The organism is Ensifer sp. NPDC090286, assembly GCF_044769565.1.
GTDB lineage: Bacteria > Pseudomonadota > Alphaproteobacteria > Rhizobiales > Rhizobiaceae > Ensifer.
In genome coordinates, this window is the sequence record NZ_JBIVYF010000002.1 from 156,996 (window position 1) to 173,975 (window position 16,980).

Sequence of the window (16,980 nt, forward strand, 5' to 3'; positions counted from 1 at the left end):
CGGAGGACGTGATGACAGACATTCTTCAGATACTGATACTCGGCCTCGCGCTCGGCGGCGTAATCGCGCTGATGGGGTCCGGACTTTCGCTGGTCTTCGGCGTCATGCGCATCGTCAACCTGGCGCATCCGTCGCTGATCATCTGCGGCGCCTATGTCAGCTACTGGGCCTTCAAGCTCTGGGGCCTCGACCCGATCGCCACGCTGCCGATCGCGGCATTGATCATGGCGGCGATCGGCGTGCTGCTCTATCGCCTGATGTTCGAAAGCCAGGCCAAAAGCGCGCGCTACTCGGAAATGACGGTGCTTTTGACCTTCGCGCTGGCGATGATCGTCGAGGGCTTCCTCGGCGCCGCCTTCACCAACACCCAGCGCGTGACCTCGCCGGATTATGCGACGGATGCCTTCTTCATCGGCAGCCTGTTCATTCCGAAAGGCCAGCTCTATGCCGGCTGCGTCTCGCTGGCAATCATCGGCGCGCTGACGCTGTTCCTCAACTACTCGCGGCTCGGTTATGCCATCCGCGCCACGACCCAGAACCGCGAGGCCGCCGAACTGCTCGGCGTCAACGTCAACCTCATCAGCATGATCGCCTTTGCAATCGGCATCGGCCTTGCGGGTGCCGCCGGTTCGCTGGTGAGCTTCGTCTTCAGCTTCTTCCCCGCCAAGCAGTGGGAGTGGATCGCAATGCTGATGTCGGTCGTCGTGCTCGGCGGCATGGGCAGCGTGCTCGGCACCGTCGTCGCCGCGCTTCTCCTGTCGGTCATCGCCGCCTTCGTCGGCACCTGGGTGGGCGCCACCTGGTCGACCATGACCTTCTTCCTCGCACTCTTCGTCATCCTGCTGATCCGTCCCCAGGGCCTGTTCGGCGAAAAACCGGAGCTGGTATAATGGCCGTAAACCTACAACAAGCCGACGCGGGATCGGTGCTCGAGGCCCGTCGCATTCACAACCAGAAGCTCGCGCGCCAGCATGACCAGACCCGTGCCACGTGGTTTCCCCTTGCCGTCCTCGGTGTCCTGCTCGCCCTGCCGCTCCTGCAACTGACCGGCAACTACAATTACCTGCTGCACCTCGTGCTGTTCACCGCCTCCTATGCGGTCATGGCCAGCGGCTGGAACATCATCGGCGGCTTCGCCGGCTATATCTCGCTCGGCCACGCCGTGTTCTTCGCAATCGGTGGGTACTTCTCAGGCGTGCTCCTGGCGCGATACGGCATCTCGACGCTCTTGACGGCGCCGCTTGCCGGGTTGGCGGCCGCGGCCTGCGGCTATCTCATCGGCCTCATCACGCTGAAGGTTCGTGGCCCGAGCTTCATCATCTCGTCGATCGCGCTCCTGATGATCGCCCGCATCCTGTTCGACCACTGGGAGTTCATCGGCGGCGCCAACGGCATGTCGTTGCCGGTCACCGACCTGCCGGTCGAGACCGCCAAGCTGCCCTACTACTACGCCTTCGTGCTGATGGCCGCCTTCACCGTATGGGCCACCTATCGCATCAAGCATTCCAAGTTCGGGCTTGGTCTGCGCGCGCTCTCCAAGGACGAGGTCAAGGCGGAAAGTGCAGGGATCAACACCCGCTTCTACAAGGTGCTTGCCTTCGCGCTCTCGGCCTTCTTCGTCGGCATGGCCGGTGCGGTCTGGGGCGAGTATCTCACCTATCTCCGGCCGAACATCTTCCTGATCATCCTCGTTTCGGCAAACCTGGTGCTGATGTGCATTCTCGGCGGCAAGGGCACGATTGCCGGGCCGGTCGTCGGCGCAATCCTGATCGTCGCCTTCAACGAGATCTTCGTCGCGACCCTCGGTGCCTCCGAGATCAATATCCTGGCGACCGGTTTCGTGATGGTTCTCGGGCTGATGTTCTTCCCGAATGGCGTGATCGGAACGCTCGCCCGCAAGGGCAAGCTGCCCCGCGTCCTCAACTGGGATTGAGGGGGAGACGATGCCGGACTTCATCCTCTACAACGCCCCTCAATCGACGTGCAGCCAAAGGGTGCGATACGTTCTGCACGCCAAGGGCCTCGCCTTCGAGGAGCATAAGCTCGATCTCTTCACCGGCGACCAGCTCAAGCCGGAGTATCTGGCGATCAATCCGAACGGCGTCGTGCCCTCGCTCGTGCACCGGGGCCGCGCGGTGACCGATTCCGCCGTCATCATGGAGTACCTGGAAGACATTCTTCCAGGTGCGCTTCGGCCTGAGGACGCCTTCGGCGCGGCGAAGATGCGGGCGATGATGCGCTTCATCGACGAAGTGCCGACACCGGCGATCCGGGTGCCGTCCTATAACCTCGCCTTCCTGCCGCACTATCAGGCGATGACGGCGGAGGAGTTTCAGGCGGTCTGCGATGCAAAGCCGCTTCGCCGCGAGTTCCTGATGAAGATGGGGCGCTCCGGCTTTCCGGAGCAGGAGATGAACGAGGCGCTCGGTCGCCTCGAGCGCGGCGTTCAGCGCATGGCGACCTGGCTTTCCGACAATGGCGGGCCCTGGCTCATGGGCGAGCAGATGACGCTGGCGGACATCGCGATCATGCCGGTGATCGTGCGGATGGACGATATCGGGCTGTCCTCGATGTGGGCGGAGACGCCGGCGATCCAGGGCTGGCTCGATGCCATCCGCGCAACCGGCGCCTTCACTGACACCTACTATTACGGGTCCTTGCTGACCGAAAAATATCCGCACCTGAAGACGGCGAAGCCCGAGCTTCGGGTCGCTGGCTCAGGCCTGTGACGCGGAAAGGAGAACTGGGATGAACAGCCATATCAGCCCCGAGGCCAAACTGATCTCCAAGGAGGCCGACGTCACGCCGACGGTGCTTGCCGCCATGTCGCGCGGCGACGATCCGCGGCTCAAGCAGATCATGGACGCTATGGTCAGGCATTTGCATGCGTTCCTGCTGGAGGCACGACCGACCGAGGCGGAATTCGAATACGCCCTGCGCTGGATCACGGCCGTCGGCCAGGCGACCAACGAAGCGCACAACGAAACCGTGCTTGCCGCCGACGTGCTCGGCGCCTCGACACTGATCGACCTGATCAACAATGACGGCATGCAGGGCGAGACGCTGTCGGCACTTCTGGGGCCGTTCTACCGCGGCGGCGCGCCGAAATGCGTGAATGGCGACTGCATCGCCCGTTCGGACACGCCGGGATCGCAGCTCTACTTCACGGGGCGGGTGACCGATCCCGCGGGCCGGCCCGTCGAAGGGGCGACCCTTGATGTCTGGCAGGCGTCCCCGGTCGGGCTCTATGAGAACCAGGACGAAACGCAGGACGACTTCAACCTGCGCGGCCGGTTCACCACGGATGGCGACGGCAACTTTCACTTCGTGTCGGTGAAGCCGGCAGGCTACCCGGTCCCGACCGACGGACCGGTCGGCGACCTGCTGCGGGCGCAGAAGCGGACGCCGATGCGCCCGGCTCACATCCACTTCATCGTTTCGGCGCCGGGCTACAAGACGCTCGTCACCCAGATCTTTTCCGACAGTCACGAAGCCCTGGTCAACGACGTGGTCTTCGGCGCGAAGCAGCAGATCGTCGGCAAGTTCTTCCGCCACGACAGCCCGGACCCGGAATTTCCGGGCGCCGAGGCGCCCTTCTACAGCTGCAACTACCATTTCAAGCTGGTGGAGGGCCAATCGGTCCTGCCGCTGCCGCCCATCTCCGGCAAGAAGGTGGCGCATCATGGCTGAGAGATCGAACGGGCCGCGCCCTGGCGTGGGAGGCATGTGATGCAGCAGAACGTCATCATCACCTGCGCCGTCACCGGCAACCTCACGACGCGGGAGAACCACCCCGGTCTCCCCGTCACGCCGGAGGAGATCGCCAATTCCTGCCTGGAAGCGGCCGATGCCGGTGCAGCGATCGCCCATATCCATGTGCGTGATCCGGTTACCGCGAAGCCTTCCATGGAACTCGAATATTACCGGGAGGTCGTCGAGCGTATCCGGGCCAAGAACACGGCATTGATCCTCAACGTCACGACCGGGCCGGGTGGCCGCTACCACCCGAGCGACGAGAACCCGGCGGTTGCCGGACCGCGCACGACGCTGATGCGGCCGGAAAAGCGGGTCGAGCATATCGTCGCGCTGAAACCGGATATCGCCACGCTCGACCTCAACACCATGACCTTCGGATCGGAGGTCGTCATCAACACGCCGGCGAACGTCAAGATCATGGCCGACATCATCAACGAGGCGGGCTCCAAGCCCGAGCTCGAAGTGTTCGACACCGGGCACATCCAGCTGGCGCAGGATCTCTTGAAGGCCGGCGTTTTGAAGTCGCCGGCGATGTTCACGATCGTCACCGGCGTCAAATACGGCTTCCCCTCGACCACCGACGTGATGGCGACCGCCGCCCGCATGCTGCCCGGCGACGCCGTCTGGACCGGTTTCGGCGTCGGGCGAATGTCGTTCCCGATGGCCGTTCAGGCCTATCTGCTCGGCGGTCACGTCCGGGTGGGGCTGGAGGACAATTCCTACATCGCCAAGGGCGTGCTCGCCAAAGGCAATGGCGAACTGGTCGAACGGGCGAGGGACCTGATCGAGAAGCTCGGCGGGAGGATCGCCGAGCCCTCCCAGGCCCGTGAAATCCTCGGACTGCGTGCATAAGCATCGATTTCTGCAAGGAGGCATAGAATGAACATTCAGGTGGACGCCAAGATCGCCCGGGCGCTGAGGGTGACGGAAAAATCCCCCGATCTCGACAATCTCAAGATCGACGTCGTCGATGTCGCGGTGCCGCGGCCGGGTCCCGGACAGGTGCTGGTGGAGATCGTCGCGGCGGGGGTCAATCCCAGCGACGTGAAGGCGTCCCTCGGGCACATGCCGCACGCCGTCTGGCCGCGCACGCCGGGTCGCGATTTCGGCGGCATCGTGCGCGAAGGACCGTCGTCGATGGTCGGCATGGAGATCTGGGGCGGCGGTGGCGAGCTCGGCATCACCCAGGACGGCAGCCACGCCAAGTGGATGGTGCTCGACCAGAAGGCCGTGCGGGCCAAGCCTGCGAATTTCACCATGCAGGAAGCGGGCTCGATCGGTGTGCCGTTCATCACCGCCTTTGAGGGCCTGCGCGAGGCCGGCGGCGTGCAGCCGACGGATGTCGTGCTCGTGTGCGGCGGCAACGGCAAAGTCGGGCAGGCGGTGATCCAGCTTGCGACCATGGCCGGCGCCAAGGTCTTTGCGGTCGAATACAACGAGCAGCCGCTGCTGGCGCACACCAACGCGCCGGTCGAGATGCTGAACAGCGCCAAGGATGACGTTGCCGCGATCGTGCGTGAAAAGACCGGCGGTCATGGGGCCGACATCGTCTTCAACACGGTCGGCAGTCCCTACTTCGAGATCGCCAACAACGCGATGGCGAAGCAGGCGCGCCAGGTGTTCATTTCCACCTTCGACCGCGCAGTTCCCTTCGATATCTTCAACTTCTTCCGCGGCCGCCACAAATATATCGGCATCGACACGCTGGCGCTGTCCTCGGTCGAGGGCGCGCGTATCTTCGACAAGCTGAAGCCGAAGTTCGAAGAGGGCAAGCTGAAGCCGTTCCCGATCAATCCGGCGACCGTCTATGGCTTTGCCGATGCCGCCAAAGCCTATGCCTCGGTGTTGCGCGGCACCCCCGAGCGCGTGCTGCTGGTGCCTTGAGGAGGAGGCGACGATGCAGGTGACGCGCTACGGCGAGGCCAGATCCTACGAGGCGCCGGAGCACTACGGCATGCATTGCTTGCGGCTCCAGGGAAAGGAGGCGACGGTTACCGATACGATCTGGATCGGCCTGTCGCACCTCCTGCCCGGCGGTCATACGTCGCTGAAGGACGCCGCGGTCGAGAAGATCTACATCGTCGTTGCCGGCGAAGTGACGGTCGAAACTGGCAGCGAGAGCGTCACGCTCGGCTTTCTCGACAGTTGCCGCCTGGCGCCCGGCGAGGCGCGTGCGCTCGTCAACCGCACCAATACGCCGGCGTCCATCCTGCTCGCCATGCCGACCTGAGCGCCGCAGAACGGAGAATCTTGGATGGTTTCAACGGGTCTTTACCGGCTGGGGGCGCGCGCGCCGCGCTTTCCCGCCAACGGACGATTTTACGTCGCGCCCGGTGCCGTGGTGATCGGCGACGTGCGGCTCGACGAGGATGTCAGCATCTGGTTCAACGCCGTCTTGCGCGGCGACAACGAGCCGATCATTCTTCGGCGCCGCTGTAACGTGCAGGACGGATGCGTCGTTCATACCGATCCGGGTTACCCCGTGGAAATAGGCGAGGATGTCACCATCGGGCACAACGCCACCATCCACGGATGCCGGATCGGCAAGGGCAGTCTCGTCGGCATGGGTGCTACGATCCTGAACGGCGCGCAGATCGGAGAGAGATGCTTGATCGGCGCTGGCGCCTTGGTCCGGGAAAACATGGTCGTCCCGGATGGCTCGCTGGTCCTCGGGGTGCCCGCCCAGATCGTCCGCACGCTCGACGCGAAAGTGGCCAAGGGCCTGTCGACCGGGGCGCAGCGATACCGCGCGAAGGCGCAGAGCTACACTGGGGATCTTCAACCGGTATCCGTCGGGCAAGCAGCGCCGGGTTCTGACGAAGGCAATGACATCATGCGGGAGGATATGCATGACCCAGAATGAGAACCGACTGGTCAGTGTCGTCGAGCACTGGCTCCCGCGCATGGAGGTGGCCGGGATTCCGTCGGCAACGGCACGCGCCGTCATCGAGCGCGCCGGCGTCTGGCAGAACTGGCTTGCCACCTGGAGCGAGGAGGGCGAACGGCACGCGGAACTCGGCGCTGCGGCTCTTGCTGCCGGCCGCAACGTGACCGCCGGCGAGGCCTATGCCCGCGCCAGCCTTTTTTATCATTTCGGACAGTTCATGGCTTTCGAGGACCTTGAGGCAAAGGCGAGGGCGGCCGCGCGAAAGGTGGAACTCTACCGTCTCGCAACACCCTTGCTCGATCCGCCCGGCGAGATGGTCGCCATTCCCTTCGAGGGCGGGGAACTTCGGGCCGTTCTTCGCGTGCCGAGCGGAGACGGCAGACACCCGCTGGCGCTGATTATCCCGGGCTCGGATTCGACCAAGGAAGAATTTCCGGCCTTCGAGCGGCACTTTCATGCCCGCGGCGTTGCGACCCTGTCGCTCGACGGCCCCGGCCAGGGCGAGGGCCGTTCGATGGGCGCCCTGCGTCCGGATATCGGCCCGGCCGTCGAGGCGGCCCTCCGGTCGGTGGCGGCGCATCCGCGCCTGTCGGGCAAAGTCGCGCTCGTCGGCATGGCCTTCGGCGGCTTTCTCGCGCTACGCGCCGCCGCGTCCGTGCCGACGCTTGCCGGTGTCGTCTCCATCAACGGCTTCTTCGATCTCGGCGGGTTCTGGGATGCGCTTCCGCAGGTCTATCGCGACAACATGCGCTTCTCGCTCGGGGGCGCGGACGTTCGCGAACGGGCCGACCGTTTCACGCTGGCGCGCTGCCCGCCGCCGACTATCCCGGCCCTCATCCTTCACGGCGGACGCGACAAGATCTTCCCACCCTCCGAGGCGGTAAAATGCGCGGATATCTGCGCGCGCGGCGCCGAACTGCACGTCTTCGAGGATGGCAACCACGTCTGCAACAACATCCCCTGGCTCTATCGTCCGCTTGTCGCCGACTGGGTGGCGGAGCGATTGGGCGCATGAGGCGTTACGCGTCCGTCAAGGTGAAGACGGCGCATGGCGCTGCGATGCCGCGCAAGGAATGCTCGCCGAGCGGCAGCAGCGGCATTGACGTGGCCTCAGCGACGGCACCCGAGATCAGCACGGAGCGGCCGAGCGGCCGGCACAGGCCCTCCAGCCGGCTGACGAGATTGACCGCCGGGCCGATCGCGGTGAAGTCGAGCCTGTCGGCGGCACCGATATTGCCCCAGAGAATGTCGCCGAGGTGCAGGGCCACCCCGAAGGAGAGCGGCGGCAGCCCCTCGGCCTGCCGTGTCTCGTCGAGATGCGCCATTCCGGCGCGTGCGGCGGAGACCGCGCGCAGCGCCGCATCGCAGGCTTCGCCCGGCGAACCGCTCACCGGAAAGATCGCCAGGACGCCGTCGCCGATGAATTTCAGCACCTCGCCGCCAAAGGCGTGGATCGCGCCGGCGAGGCGATCGAACCAGGCGTCGAGGGCGGCGATCACCACGGCCGGTTCCGATGTCTCGGACAGCGCGGTGAAGTTGCGCAAATCGGCATAGAGCAGGGCCGCCCGAATGGTTTCGCCGGTGCCGCGGGTGAGCGCCCCGGCGCGAACGCGGGCGGCACTGCGGCGGCCGAGATAGGCGTCGAGCAGGGCGGTCAGCGCTGCCCGCTCGGCAAGAACCGCCAGGGGCGCGACGGCAAAGCGCGCGACCTCATGAAGTCGCGCCGTCTCTTCCCGGTCGAACGGGCGGCTCCCGGCCCAACTGAGGGGCGCGTGTTCCGTTCCCAGTTTGGCCGATGGTCGCAGCATTGGTCCGAACCCGGCCAGCCACTCTTCACCCGCCCGGTCGGAGACGGCGTCGGCAAAGCCCAGGCTCTCGATCACCACCCCGCTCTCGGCCCGCCACAGCCAGGTGCGGCGGGCGATGATCGGGTGTGGCACGGCGAGCGTAAGGGCGCCGGCCGCGAGCGGCAGGCCATCGGCGACGATCCGGCGGCCGAGGTCGGACAGGAAGCGGTCGGGCTCCGGCGAGGCGCTCGCCTCGTCCAGGAGCCAGGCAAGGGGGGCGGACAAATCCATGCTAGAGAGGATAGGGCCGCGCCCCCTGCCGACAAGCCCCTTCCTGCCGCCGCGCTGAGCCCAAAACGGGGGCAAGCGGTGGCGCCATCCGCAATGGCGGTCTATGATTGCGGCAGCCCGCAGAAGGCTAGCAATCCGCGGGCAGGCCAATCAGCAAAGGGAAGACCGATGCCAGAAGCCCTCGTGGTCCGCCGCGAAACACAGATTCCGGCGCCCCCCGCTGCAGTATTCGCTCTCTTGACCGACCCGGAAAAAATCCTGCGCTGGATGGGAACGGAGGCCGACACCAAGGCGGAGCCCGGTGGCCTCTACCTCGTCAACGTGACCGGCGCGCGTTTTGCCCGCGGGGCTTTCCGCGAGGTCGTGCCGGTGCATCGCCTCGCCTACAGCTTCGGCTGGGAAGGCAGCGACATCGTGCCGCCCGGCTCGAGCCTGATCGAGATCGACCTGATCGAGCAGCCGCCCGGAACATTGCTGCGCCTCACGCAAACGGGCCTGCCCAGCGCCGAACAATGTGCGGGGCATGCGGAAGGCTGGGCGCATTATCTGGAGCGCCTGGGCCAGGTGGCCTCCGGACGCGATCCAGGCCCCGATCCCTGGCTCGGCCGCGACGGTGCGGCTTGATGCAGACGTCCCTTGATTGAAACCACTGGCCCTGAAGGCTTGACGACGGCGTTGGAATGCCATGTTGATTCATCGGGATTGGCGCGAACCTGCTTTTACATCTTATTGATGCCGAATCAGGGCGTTAGGCGGCACCCGTCATTGCGGTGCGCCGGCTGAACGCGCCGGAACATGTATGAATTTACCCGGGGTGGGAGCGAATGGACGACAACAACATCATCAAGTTTGAACGACCAAAGCCGAAAAAGGAGGCGAAGCCGACCAGACCTGTGCCGAGGAAGGCGTTGATTTGGCTGGCAGTGATCGCGGCCCTGGTTGCGGTGTGGTCGTACTATCAGTTTATCGCGCCGCCGAGCATACCGGGCTGACAAATCTTCGGGCCGTCTGCGGGTGACCGCGCGAATTTGCGGTCCACGACCGCCTTCGCTCACTTCCACATGGAGCGCATGCGGGCGCCGACGTCGATGCGGATCTGCTTGGCGCTTCGCTCGCTGGCGTTTGCCGAAATCTTCGGCCAGCTGGTCGTCTCGAAGAATTGCAGCAATGTCGCCGGAATGAAGCGGGTTCGCGAGGCGTAGACATGCCGGTCGCCCTGGGCGTTCTGACCGTGGGTGAAGAAGCGCTGCGGCGTCACCAGGGACAGATGATCGCGTGCCCGTGTCATGCCGACATAGAGCAGCCGCCGTTCCTCTTCGAGTTCGGCGGTCGTGCCCACCCCGAGATCGGACGGAATGCAGCCGTCGACGACGTTGAGCATGAAGACCGAGCGCCATTCCTGGCCCTTCGCCGAATGGATGGTCGACAGGATCAGATAGTCCTCGTCGAGCAGCGGCACGCCCGCCTGGTCGCTGGTGGCATCGGGCGGGTCCAGGGTCAGCTCGGTCAGGAAATGTTCGCGGTTCTGGTAGCCGCCGGCAATCTGCTCGAGCTGCAGCAAGTCGGCCTTGCGGGTATCGGCGTCTTCATGGATCCGGTCGAGATGGGGCTCGTACCAGGTGCGTGCAGCGCCAATCTCCTGCGGCCATCCAGGCTCGGCCCGTCGCAGGCCGGACACCAGATCGACGAAGCCGGTCCAGTTCTCGCCGGTCTTGGCGGGAGGTGGGATCTCTGCAAGGGCTGCGAGCGGTTCCGGATCGGCGGCGATCGCATCGAGGATCTTTCCGGCGGTCTGCGGGCCAATACCGGGTAGCATCTGCAGCAACCGGAAACCGGCGACGCGGTCACGCGGGTTCTGCGCGAAGCGCAGGACTGCGAGCAAGTCCTTCACATGGGCGCTGTCGAGAAACTTCAGGCCACCGAACTTCACGAACGGAATGTTGCGCCGAGTGAGTTCGACTTCGAGCGTTCCACTGTGATTGGACGAGCGAAAGAGCACCGCCTGTTGTTTCAAGGCGATGCCGATCTCACGGCCAGCGAGAACCTGCTCCACGATATAGGCCGCCTGATCCGCTTCGTCCTTGACGGCGACGAGCAACGGTCGTTGCTCCGATTGCCTGTCCGTCCAGAGGTTCTTGGTAAACCGCTCCCGCGCCAGACCGATCACGCCGTTTGCAGCGGCGAGGATCGGCTGCGTCGAGCGGTAATTCCGGTCGAGGGTGATGACGTCGGCGGGCTCGGGCGAAAAGGCGTTCGGGAAATCGAGAATGTTGCGAACCGTCGCAGCCCGGAAGGAATAGATCGACTGGGCGTCGTCGCCAACGACTGTCAAACCGTGGCCGCCGGGTCTGAGCGCCATCAGGATCGAGGCCTGCAGCCTGTTGGTGTCCTGATATTCGTCGACAAGAACATGATCGAAGCGTCCGCCGACATCGTCGGCAAGCTCCGGATCGGAAACCATCTGCGCCCAGTAGAGCAGGAGATCGTCGTAATCGAGCACGTTCTGCGCCTGTTTGGCATCGACGTAGGCCGCAAACAGCGCCTTGAGCTGTTCGTCCCAGCCGGTGACCCAGGGATAGGCCGTCTTCAGCACGTCGCCAATCGAGCTTTCGGAGTTCACGACGCGCGAATAGATCGAAAGGCACGTTCCCTTTGTCGGGAACCGGCTTTCCGTCTTCGAGAAGCCGAGCTCGTGGCGCACGAGGTTCATCAGGTCGGCGCTGTCCTCCCGGTCATGGATCGTAAAATCCGGGCCGAGACCGATTTGTTCGGCATAGATGCGCAGGATCCGGGCGCCGATGCCATGGAAGGTGCCGGCCCAGGAAAGCGCGTCCGTCATGACCGCGGCATTGTCGCCAAGAACCTGGCGGCAGATGCGCGCGACCCGGCGGGTCATCTCGGCTGCTGCGCGTCGAGAAAAGGTCATCAAGAGAATGCGACGCGGATCGGCCCCGTTGACGATGAGATGCGCGACCCGGTGGGCGAGCGTATTCGTCTTGCCGGAGCCGGCGCCTGCGATGATGAGAAGCGGGCCGCCGACCTGTCCTTCCGGCAAGCCGATTCCGTGCTCGACCGCTTCGCGCTGGCGGTCATTGAGTTTTTCGAGATAGGCGGCGCTCATGCGGTCCCGTTCGTTTTCGTCGCACTCAGTCACAGCCCGCATCGATTTGCATCCAAGAGACGGGCAGGAACAAAGAAAGAACTAGCAATTTAGCATCCAGATGAAAACCCTGACGTCGCCGAGTTTTCCGTCCGACAACGTCGGAATTCCACTCTTCCAAGGTTTTGATGACCTGTGAGACCGCAGATGGGGTTGTTTGCGACAGTAGGTGCAATCGACGTCATCGACCGGCCTATACCTATGGCTGTGCGCCGCCATGAAGAACGCGCGACGGCTTGTGGCCTTATATGGTGAATTAGAAATATGCTTCGCTCCTGCGTCCACTCGAAAGAGGAAGAGCACATGGACGAACGGAGCGTTGAAGAGACCTGCGAGGCCACCGGCTCGACCGGCGAACTGCAGGAGATTGCCCGCAAGCTGGCGTCGCTCGCCCAAGAGATCAGGTCAATTGCAGCGACCCCGCTGGGCGAGACGGTCGTATTCGACGAAAGCGGCGATGCATCGGAAACGGCCGTCCACTGACTTCGGTGGGCGACGTCGCTTTCCCGGCACGGGCTCATTCCTCAATTGGGGTATGGCCGTCACCTGTCTGCGCGCTTAGAACCAGCCTACGGTGGCGACCTTGGGATATTCGGGACGTCGATACGAGGCGGCGACCTCGAATATCCCTTGGTGCGACAGCGGACGCCGGTGCTTGATTGTGCGGCGCGGGGGCGCTTCAGCCCGTCACGCAACTGCCTTGGATGTGATCTCGATGTAGCCGGCAAGACATAGGGTCGAGGCCAAGATGCCCGGCGTCGATGGCACGGCTTGCATTATTCTCGCCAGGAAGATGCCGCCTGCGATGAACAATCCGCCGAGAAGTAGACCGTGTTCTGCAACGGCGAGGCCGATGGCGCAGAGGTTCACGGCACTCGCAACCATGGTGAGGGGCGCTACGGCCAGCGCGGCGTTCGATTGTGCTTCGAAGATGAGCCTGAAACGCGGCCAGCTGAGACCGATGGCGAGAACGAGGAATAGCAGGGAGATGCCCATCAGCATGCTCCGGCGAGAGTGCGCTCGATCGATCCGGCCTGTTTGTCTCTGGCCGAAAACACGTCGCCGACGGCGATGAGGACAGGGTTGTCGTAGCCGATCGCTGCGATGCCCTCCGGGATTGTCGCGAGCGTGCCGCGCCAGCTGCGCTCCGTCGCTCGGCTGACATCGCTCATGATCACGGCCGGTGTTTCAGGCGGGCGGCCTTCGCCGATGAGCTTTTCGGCAATCAGACTTGCCGTTCGGCCGCCCATGTAAAACACCGCCGTGCTGCGCGCATCGGCAATGCCTGCCCAGTCGACATCATCGGGCAGGCCGCCGTGGCGGGAATGACCGGTCACCAGCCGAAGCGACTGGGCATAGTCGCGGTGGGTCAGCGACAGGCCGAGACGGGAGGCCATGGCGCTTGCGGCGGTGATCCCGGGAATGACGTCGACGGGGATGTTCTCGCGGTCGAGATAGGTAATTTCCTCGCCGGCCCGGCCGAAGACCATGGGGTCGCCGGATTTCAGCCGCACCACGCGCTTCCCAGCCTTGGCGAGCTTGACCATCATGGCGTTGATGTCTTCCTGCCGGCAGCTTTCGCGGCCGCCGCGCTTTCCGACGAGCATGCGCTTCGCCTCCCGCCGTGCGAGTTCGAGCACATCTGCAGAAACGAGGTCGTCGAAGAGGATGACATCGGCCGCCTGCAGCGCGCGCACCGCCTTCAGCGTTAAGAGTTCGGCGTCCCCCGGCCCCGCGCCGACCAAGGTCACGCGACCGATGGCGGGGGCTCCCGCGAGCCTTTCGGCATCAGCAAGAAGCACCCCGCCTACGCCCTCCTCCGGCGTATCCATGGTCGAAAACACCCGGTCGGCAAAACGCTCCCAGAAGAGGCGGCGCCGGGGACCAGGCTCGATCCTGCGGTTCACCGCTCCGCGAAGAGACTGCGCCAGCTGAGCCCAGGCCTTCAGGCTTTTCGGCAGCAGCGTCTCGATCTTGCGGCGGATCGTCTGGGCAAGGATCGGGGCAGCGCCATCGGTCGAGATCGCGACGATGACGGGCGAGCGGTTGACGATCGAGCCGAACTGGAACTCGCAGAAGTCCGGCTTGTCGATGACGTTGACCGGAACGCCCGCCGCGCGGGCAGCGCCGAAGAATGTCCGCGCCTCTGCCATGTCTTCGCAATCGGCGATGGCGAGTGCGGCGCCATCGAGATCGGCAGGCGTCCAGCGCCGACGGTGATGCGCGAAACGGCCGGCCGGGTGTTGTGGCGTACGGCTGACCAATGTCGCGAGCGCCTCGTCGTCCCCTTCGGCGTAAAGGTCAACGCGGGCGCCGCAGGCGGTCAGAAGCTCGGCCTTCCACATCGCTCCGTCCGTTGCGCCCGCCACCACGACGCGCCGGCCCTCGAGCGCCCAGAAGACCGGCAGTTTGGCGAGTGCCTCCATGCGGGCCGGTCCTTCATTCCGCGGCTGTTGCAAGACATCCATCGATGATCCCCCTGATTTCGGCCCGGCAGGAGCCGCAATTGGTTCCGGCATTGAGCGCCACGCCGACGGCCTCGACGCTGTGACAACCGCCGCGTACGGCGGCGACGATCTGGTTGACGCCGACGCCGAAGCAGGAGCAGACGGTGGCGCCGGGATCCGGCTTGTCCGCTCCCGGCCGGCCAGCGACGAGCGCGAAGCGCTTGCGCAGATTGGCATGCTCAGCGGCCAGCTGGGCGATCGCCCAGTTGCGTGCGACGGCGACCGGTTCGCGCGCCAGGAAGAAGGCTGCGAGAAGCCGTGCGCCGTCGAAGAAGGCGAGCCTGATGTCGCCGGTCTGTGCATCCGCATAGCCGAGCGGCTCCACCCCTTGCGGAATGACGAGGACGCGGCGGCACCAAGCGGCCCAGTCGTCCACCGGCTCTGCAAAAGCCAGCTCCAACCGCCATCCGCCTGCCGCCTTTGCCAGCGCCCAATAGGCGGCATCCGGATCGACCGGCTTTGCCAGTGAGACGGCAAAGGCGTAGTGCGTCGCCTTGAACTTTCGCGCGGTGACGGCGACGTTCTTCGATGCCGGCTGGCCCGAGAGACGATCGGTGATCGGCGGCACGAGCACATCGACGCGTGCCTTCGCCGCAAACTGGTCGCTCCAGTGCATCGGCGCGAAAATGCTGCCGCGCGCCTGGCGCTCGGTGATGAGCGCGCGCACGATCGCTTTCCCCTGCGGGCTTTCGATTTCGACGAGGCCCGCATTGCCGACGCCGATCTCCATCGCATCGCGCGGGTGCAGTTCCGCGAACGGTTCGGCGATATGGGCCGAGAGGCGCGCGCTTTTGCCTGTGCGGGTCATCGTGTGCCATTGGTCGCGGATGCGGCCGGTGTTGAGCGTGAACGGGTATTCGGCATTGGTGCGGTCGGTTTCTACAGGTCGAACCGGTACGAACCGGCCCCTGCCGTCAGCGTGATAAAACTTGCCTGCCGCGAAGAAACGGCTTTCGGAGCGCTTCTGCCCCTCTCGTTGGGGCCACTGGAATGGAGTCAGTCCGTCATAGTCCTCAAGCGCAAGATCGGCATGGGCGCCGATGTCGAAATCGCGGCTGCCGGCGTTTTCGAAGGCGGAGAGTGCGGCATGTTCGCGGAAGATCGCGGCGGGCGCTTCGTAGGCGAAGGCATCGGCACAGCCCAGACGGCGCCCGACTTCGGCCAGTTGCCACCAGTCTGCCCGGGCTTCTCCCGGTGCGGCGAGGAACGCCCGCTGGCGGGAAATACGACGCTCGGAATTTGTGACCGTGCCGCTCTTTTCCCCCCAGCCGAGCGACGGCAGCAGCACATGCGCGTGGCGGGCAGTATCGGTCTCCTTCAAGATGTCGGAGACCACGACGAAGGGACAGGCGCGGATCGCCGCCTCGACGGCATCGGCATCCGGCATCGAGACGACAGGGTTCGTTGCCATGATCCAGAGTGCTTTGATGCGACCCTCTGCCGCCGCCTGGAAGAGATCGACGGCCTTTAGCCCCGGCTTCTCGGCAATCTTCGGCGAACGCCAGAAGCGCTGGACGCGATCGCGGTCGCCGGCCTCTTCGATCGCCATGTGTGCGGCGAGCATATTGGCAAGACCACCGACCTCGCGGCCGCCCATCGCATTCGGCTGGCCCGTCAGCGAGAACGGCCCCATGCCCGGCCGGCCGATGCGGCCGGTCGCCAAGTGACAGTTGAGGATCGCGTTGACCTTGTCGGTGCCCGAGGAGGACTGATTGACGCCCTGGCTGTAGCAGGTCACAACCTTTTCGGTTGTCGAAAACAGCCGGTAGAACTCGCGCAACTGCATGGCCGGAAGGCCGGTCCGTTCGAGTACGTCGTCGAACGAAACACCGCCGGCTGCGAGCAAGGTCTCCGCGAAACCGGCCGTATGCGCAGCGACATAGTTCTGGTCGACGGCATTGCTGGAAACCAGATGCGAGAACAGCCCGACAAAGAGCGCGACGTCGGCGTCGGGCCGGATCGCGAGATGCAGGTCGGCGATATCGGCCGACATGGTGCGGCGCGGATCGATGAGAACGATCTTCAGCCCCGGCCGTTTCGCCTTGGCGGCGGCAAGGCGCTGGTAGAGGACGGGGTGACACCAGGCGAGGTTAGATCCGGTCAGCACCACCAGATCGGCCAGCTCCAGATCCTCATAGGTTCCCGGCACCGTATCCGAGCCGAACGCGCGGCGGTGCCCGGCAACCGATGAGGACATGCAGAGGCGCGAATTGGTATCGATGTTGGCCGAGCCGACAAAACCCTTCATCAGCTTGTTGGCGACGTAGTAGTCCTCGGTGAGCAACTGGCCGGAGACGTAGAAGGCGACCGAATCCGGTCCGTTTTCGGCGATCGTTTCCGCAAAGCGGTCGGCGACGAGGTCGAGCGCTTCGTCCCAGCCGGCCCGGCGTCCGCCGATCTCCGGATGCAGCAGCCGACCATCGAGGTCGAGGGTCTCGGCGAGCGCGGAACCCTTGGAGCACAGCCTGCCGAAATTGGCGGGATGGTCGACGTCACCGCGCACGGCGACGGTGCCGTTGTCATCGACCGTCGCGATGACCCCGCAGCCGACGCCGCAATAGGGACAGGTGGTCTTGACCTCCTTCTCCATGG

General features: G+C 64.8%; 17 protein-coding genes. 12 read left to right on the top strand and 5 right to left on the bottom strand.

Annotation, left to right across the window (positions count from 1 at the left end; all coding sequences use genetic code 11):
* The first annotated feature begins 11 nt into the window (after window positions 1-11).
* From ACIQUG_RS11055 to ACIQUG_RS11095, 9 genes are read left to right on the top strand one after another with little or no spacing between them, the layout of a single operon-like run.
* Window positions 12-890, top strand: a complete 879-nt coding sequence (locus ACIQUG_RS11055) for a branched-chain amino acid ABC transporter permease (RefSeq protein WP_043611327.1) — start codon at window positions 12-14, stop codon at window positions 888-890.
* On the top strand, window positions 890-1,933 hold the full coding sequence (locus ACIQUG_RS11060; RefSeq protein WP_043611325.1) for a branched-chain amino acid ABC transporter permease: 1,044 nt from the start codon (window positions 890-892) through the stop codon (window positions 1,931-1,933). The genes ACIQUG_RS11055 and ACIQUG_RS11060 overlap by 1 nt, the downstream gene beginning before the upstream one ends.
* A gap of 10 nt (window positions 1,934-1,943) precedes the next feature.
* Entirely contained in the window at window positions 1,944-2,729 is a 786-nt protein-coding gene (locus tag ACIQUG_RS11065; protein ID WP_402321055.1) for a glutathione S-transferase family protein, read from the top strand.
* Between the two features lie 19 nt (window positions 2,730-2,748).
* The gene (locus tag ACIQUG_RS11070) at window positions 2,749-3,690 is read left to right on the top strand and encodes a dioxygenase (RefSeq protein WP_402321058.1); all 942 of its coding nucleotides are present in this window, start codon (window positions 2,749-2,751) and stop codon (window positions 3,688-3,690) included.
* Window positions 3,691-3,729: 39 nt separating this feature from the next.
* Window positions 3,730-4,608: a 3-keto-5-aminohexanoate cleavage protein gene (locus ACIQUG_RS11075; RefSeq protein ID WP_113541483.1), complete on the top strand. Its 879-nt coding sequence runs from the start codon at window positions 3,730-3,732 to the stop codon at window positions 4,606-4,608.
* 27 nt (window positions 4,609-4,635) lie between these two features.
* Window positions 4,636-5,640, top strand: a complete 1,005-nt coding sequence (locus tag ACIQUG_RS11080; protein WP_052201538.1) for a zinc-binding alcohol dehydrogenase family protein — start codon at window positions 4,636-4,638, stop codon at window positions 5,638-5,640.
* Window positions 5,641-5,653: 13 nt separating this feature from the next.
* On the top strand, window positions 5,654-5,986 hold the full coding sequence (locus ACIQUG_RS11085) for a cupin domain-containing protein (protein WP_402321061.1): 333 nt from the start codon (window positions 5,654-5,656) through the stop codon (window positions 5,984-5,986).
* 24 nt (window positions 5,987-6,010) lie between these two features.
* Complete coding sequence (locus ACIQUG_RS11090) at window positions 6,011-6,619, top strand: gamma carbonic anhydrase family protein (protein ID WP_402321064.1); 609 nt, start codon at window positions 6,011-6,013, stop codon at window positions 6,617-6,619.
* The gene (locus ACIQUG_RS11095; RefSeq protein WP_402321067.1) at window positions 6,606-7,658 is read left to right on the top strand and encodes an alpha/beta hydrolase family protein; all 1,053 of its coding nucleotides are present in this window, start codon (window positions 6,606-6,608) and stop codon (window positions 7,656-7,658) included. Before ACIQUG_RS11090 ends, ACIQUG_RS11095 begins: the two co-directional genes overlap by 14 nt.
* Window positions 7,659-7,662: 4 nt before the next feature.
* Here ACIQUG_RS11095 and ACIQUG_RS11100 read toward each other — a convergent pair whose 3' ends face one another.
* The gene (locus ACIQUG_RS11100) at window positions 7,663-8,721 is read right to left on the bottom strand and encodes an adenylate/guanylate cyclase domain-containing protein (protein WP_402321070.1); all 1,059 of its coding nucleotides are present in this window, start codon (window positions 8,719-8,721) and stop codon (window positions 7,663-7,665) included.
* A 168-nt stretch (window positions 8,722-8,889) separates the two neighbouring features.
* Here ACIQUG_RS11100 and ACIQUG_RS11105 point away from each other — a divergent pair, with 168 nt between their 5' ends.
* Together ACIQUG_RS11105 and ACIQUG_RS11110 are read left to right on the top strand one after the other, a co-directional pair.
* On the top strand, window positions 8,890-9,345 hold the full coding sequence (locus ACIQUG_RS11105) for an SRPBCC domain-containing protein (RefSeq protein WP_043611143.1): 456 nt from the start codon (window positions 8,890-8,892) through the stop codon (window positions 9,343-9,345).
* A gap of 200 nt (window positions 9,346-9,545) precedes the next feature.
* On the top strand, window positions 9,546-9,713 hold the full coding sequence (locus ACIQUG_RS11110; RefSeq protein ID WP_402321074.1) for a hypothetical protein: 168 nt from the start codon (window positions 9,546-9,548) through the stop codon (window positions 9,711-9,713).
* A gap of 59 nt (window positions 9,714-9,772) precedes the next feature.
* On the opposite strand, the gene ACIQUG_RS11115 is transcribed toward ACIQUG_RS11110, so the two are convergent.
* On the bottom strand, window positions 9,773-11,842 hold the full coding sequence (locus ACIQUG_RS11115; RefSeq protein ID WP_402323009.1) for an ATP-dependent helicase: 2,070 nt from the start codon (window positions 11,840-11,842) through the stop codon (window positions 9,773-9,775).
* Between the two features lie 342 nt (window positions 11,843-12,184).
* On the opposite strand from ACIQUG_RS11115, the gene ACIQUG_RS11120 reads away from it, so the two are divergent.
* Complete coding sequence (locus ACIQUG_RS11120) at window positions 12,185-12,364, top strand: hypothetical protein (RefSeq protein ID WP_402321076.1); 180 nt, start codon at window positions 12,185-12,187, stop codon at window positions 12,362-12,364.
* 204 nt (window positions 12,365-12,568) lie between these two features.
* Here the strand turns inward: ACIQUG_RS11120 and ACIQUG_RS11125 are convergent, their stop codons facing one another.
* The 3 genes from ACIQUG_RS11125 to ACIQUG_RS11135 are packed head-to-tail and all read right to left on the bottom strand — an operon-like array spanning window position 12,569 to window position 16,978.
* Window positions 12,569-12,877 (bottom strand): hypothetical protein, encoded by a 309-nt coding sequence (locus ACIQUG_RS11125; protein ID WP_402321079.1) that lies wholly within the window; start codon window positions 12,875-12,877, stop codon window positions 12,569-12,571.
* Window positions 12,877-14,349, bottom strand: a complete 1,473-nt coding sequence (gene cysG, locus ACIQUG_RS11130) for a siroheme synthase CysG (RefSeq protein WP_402321082.1) — start codon at window positions 14,347-14,349, stop codon at window positions 12,877-12,879. Before cysG ends, ACIQUG_RS11125 begins: the two co-directional genes overlap by 1 nt.
* Window positions 14,321-16,978 (bottom strand): molybdopterin-dependent oxidoreductase, encoded by a 2,658-nt coding sequence (locus ACIQUG_RS11135; RefSeq protein ID WP_402321085.1) that lies wholly within the window; start codon window positions 16,976-16,978, stop codon window positions 14,321-14,323. Before ACIQUG_RS11135 ends, cysG begins: the two co-directional genes overlap by 29 nt.
* Window positions 16,979-16,980 lie beyond the last annotated feature (2 nt).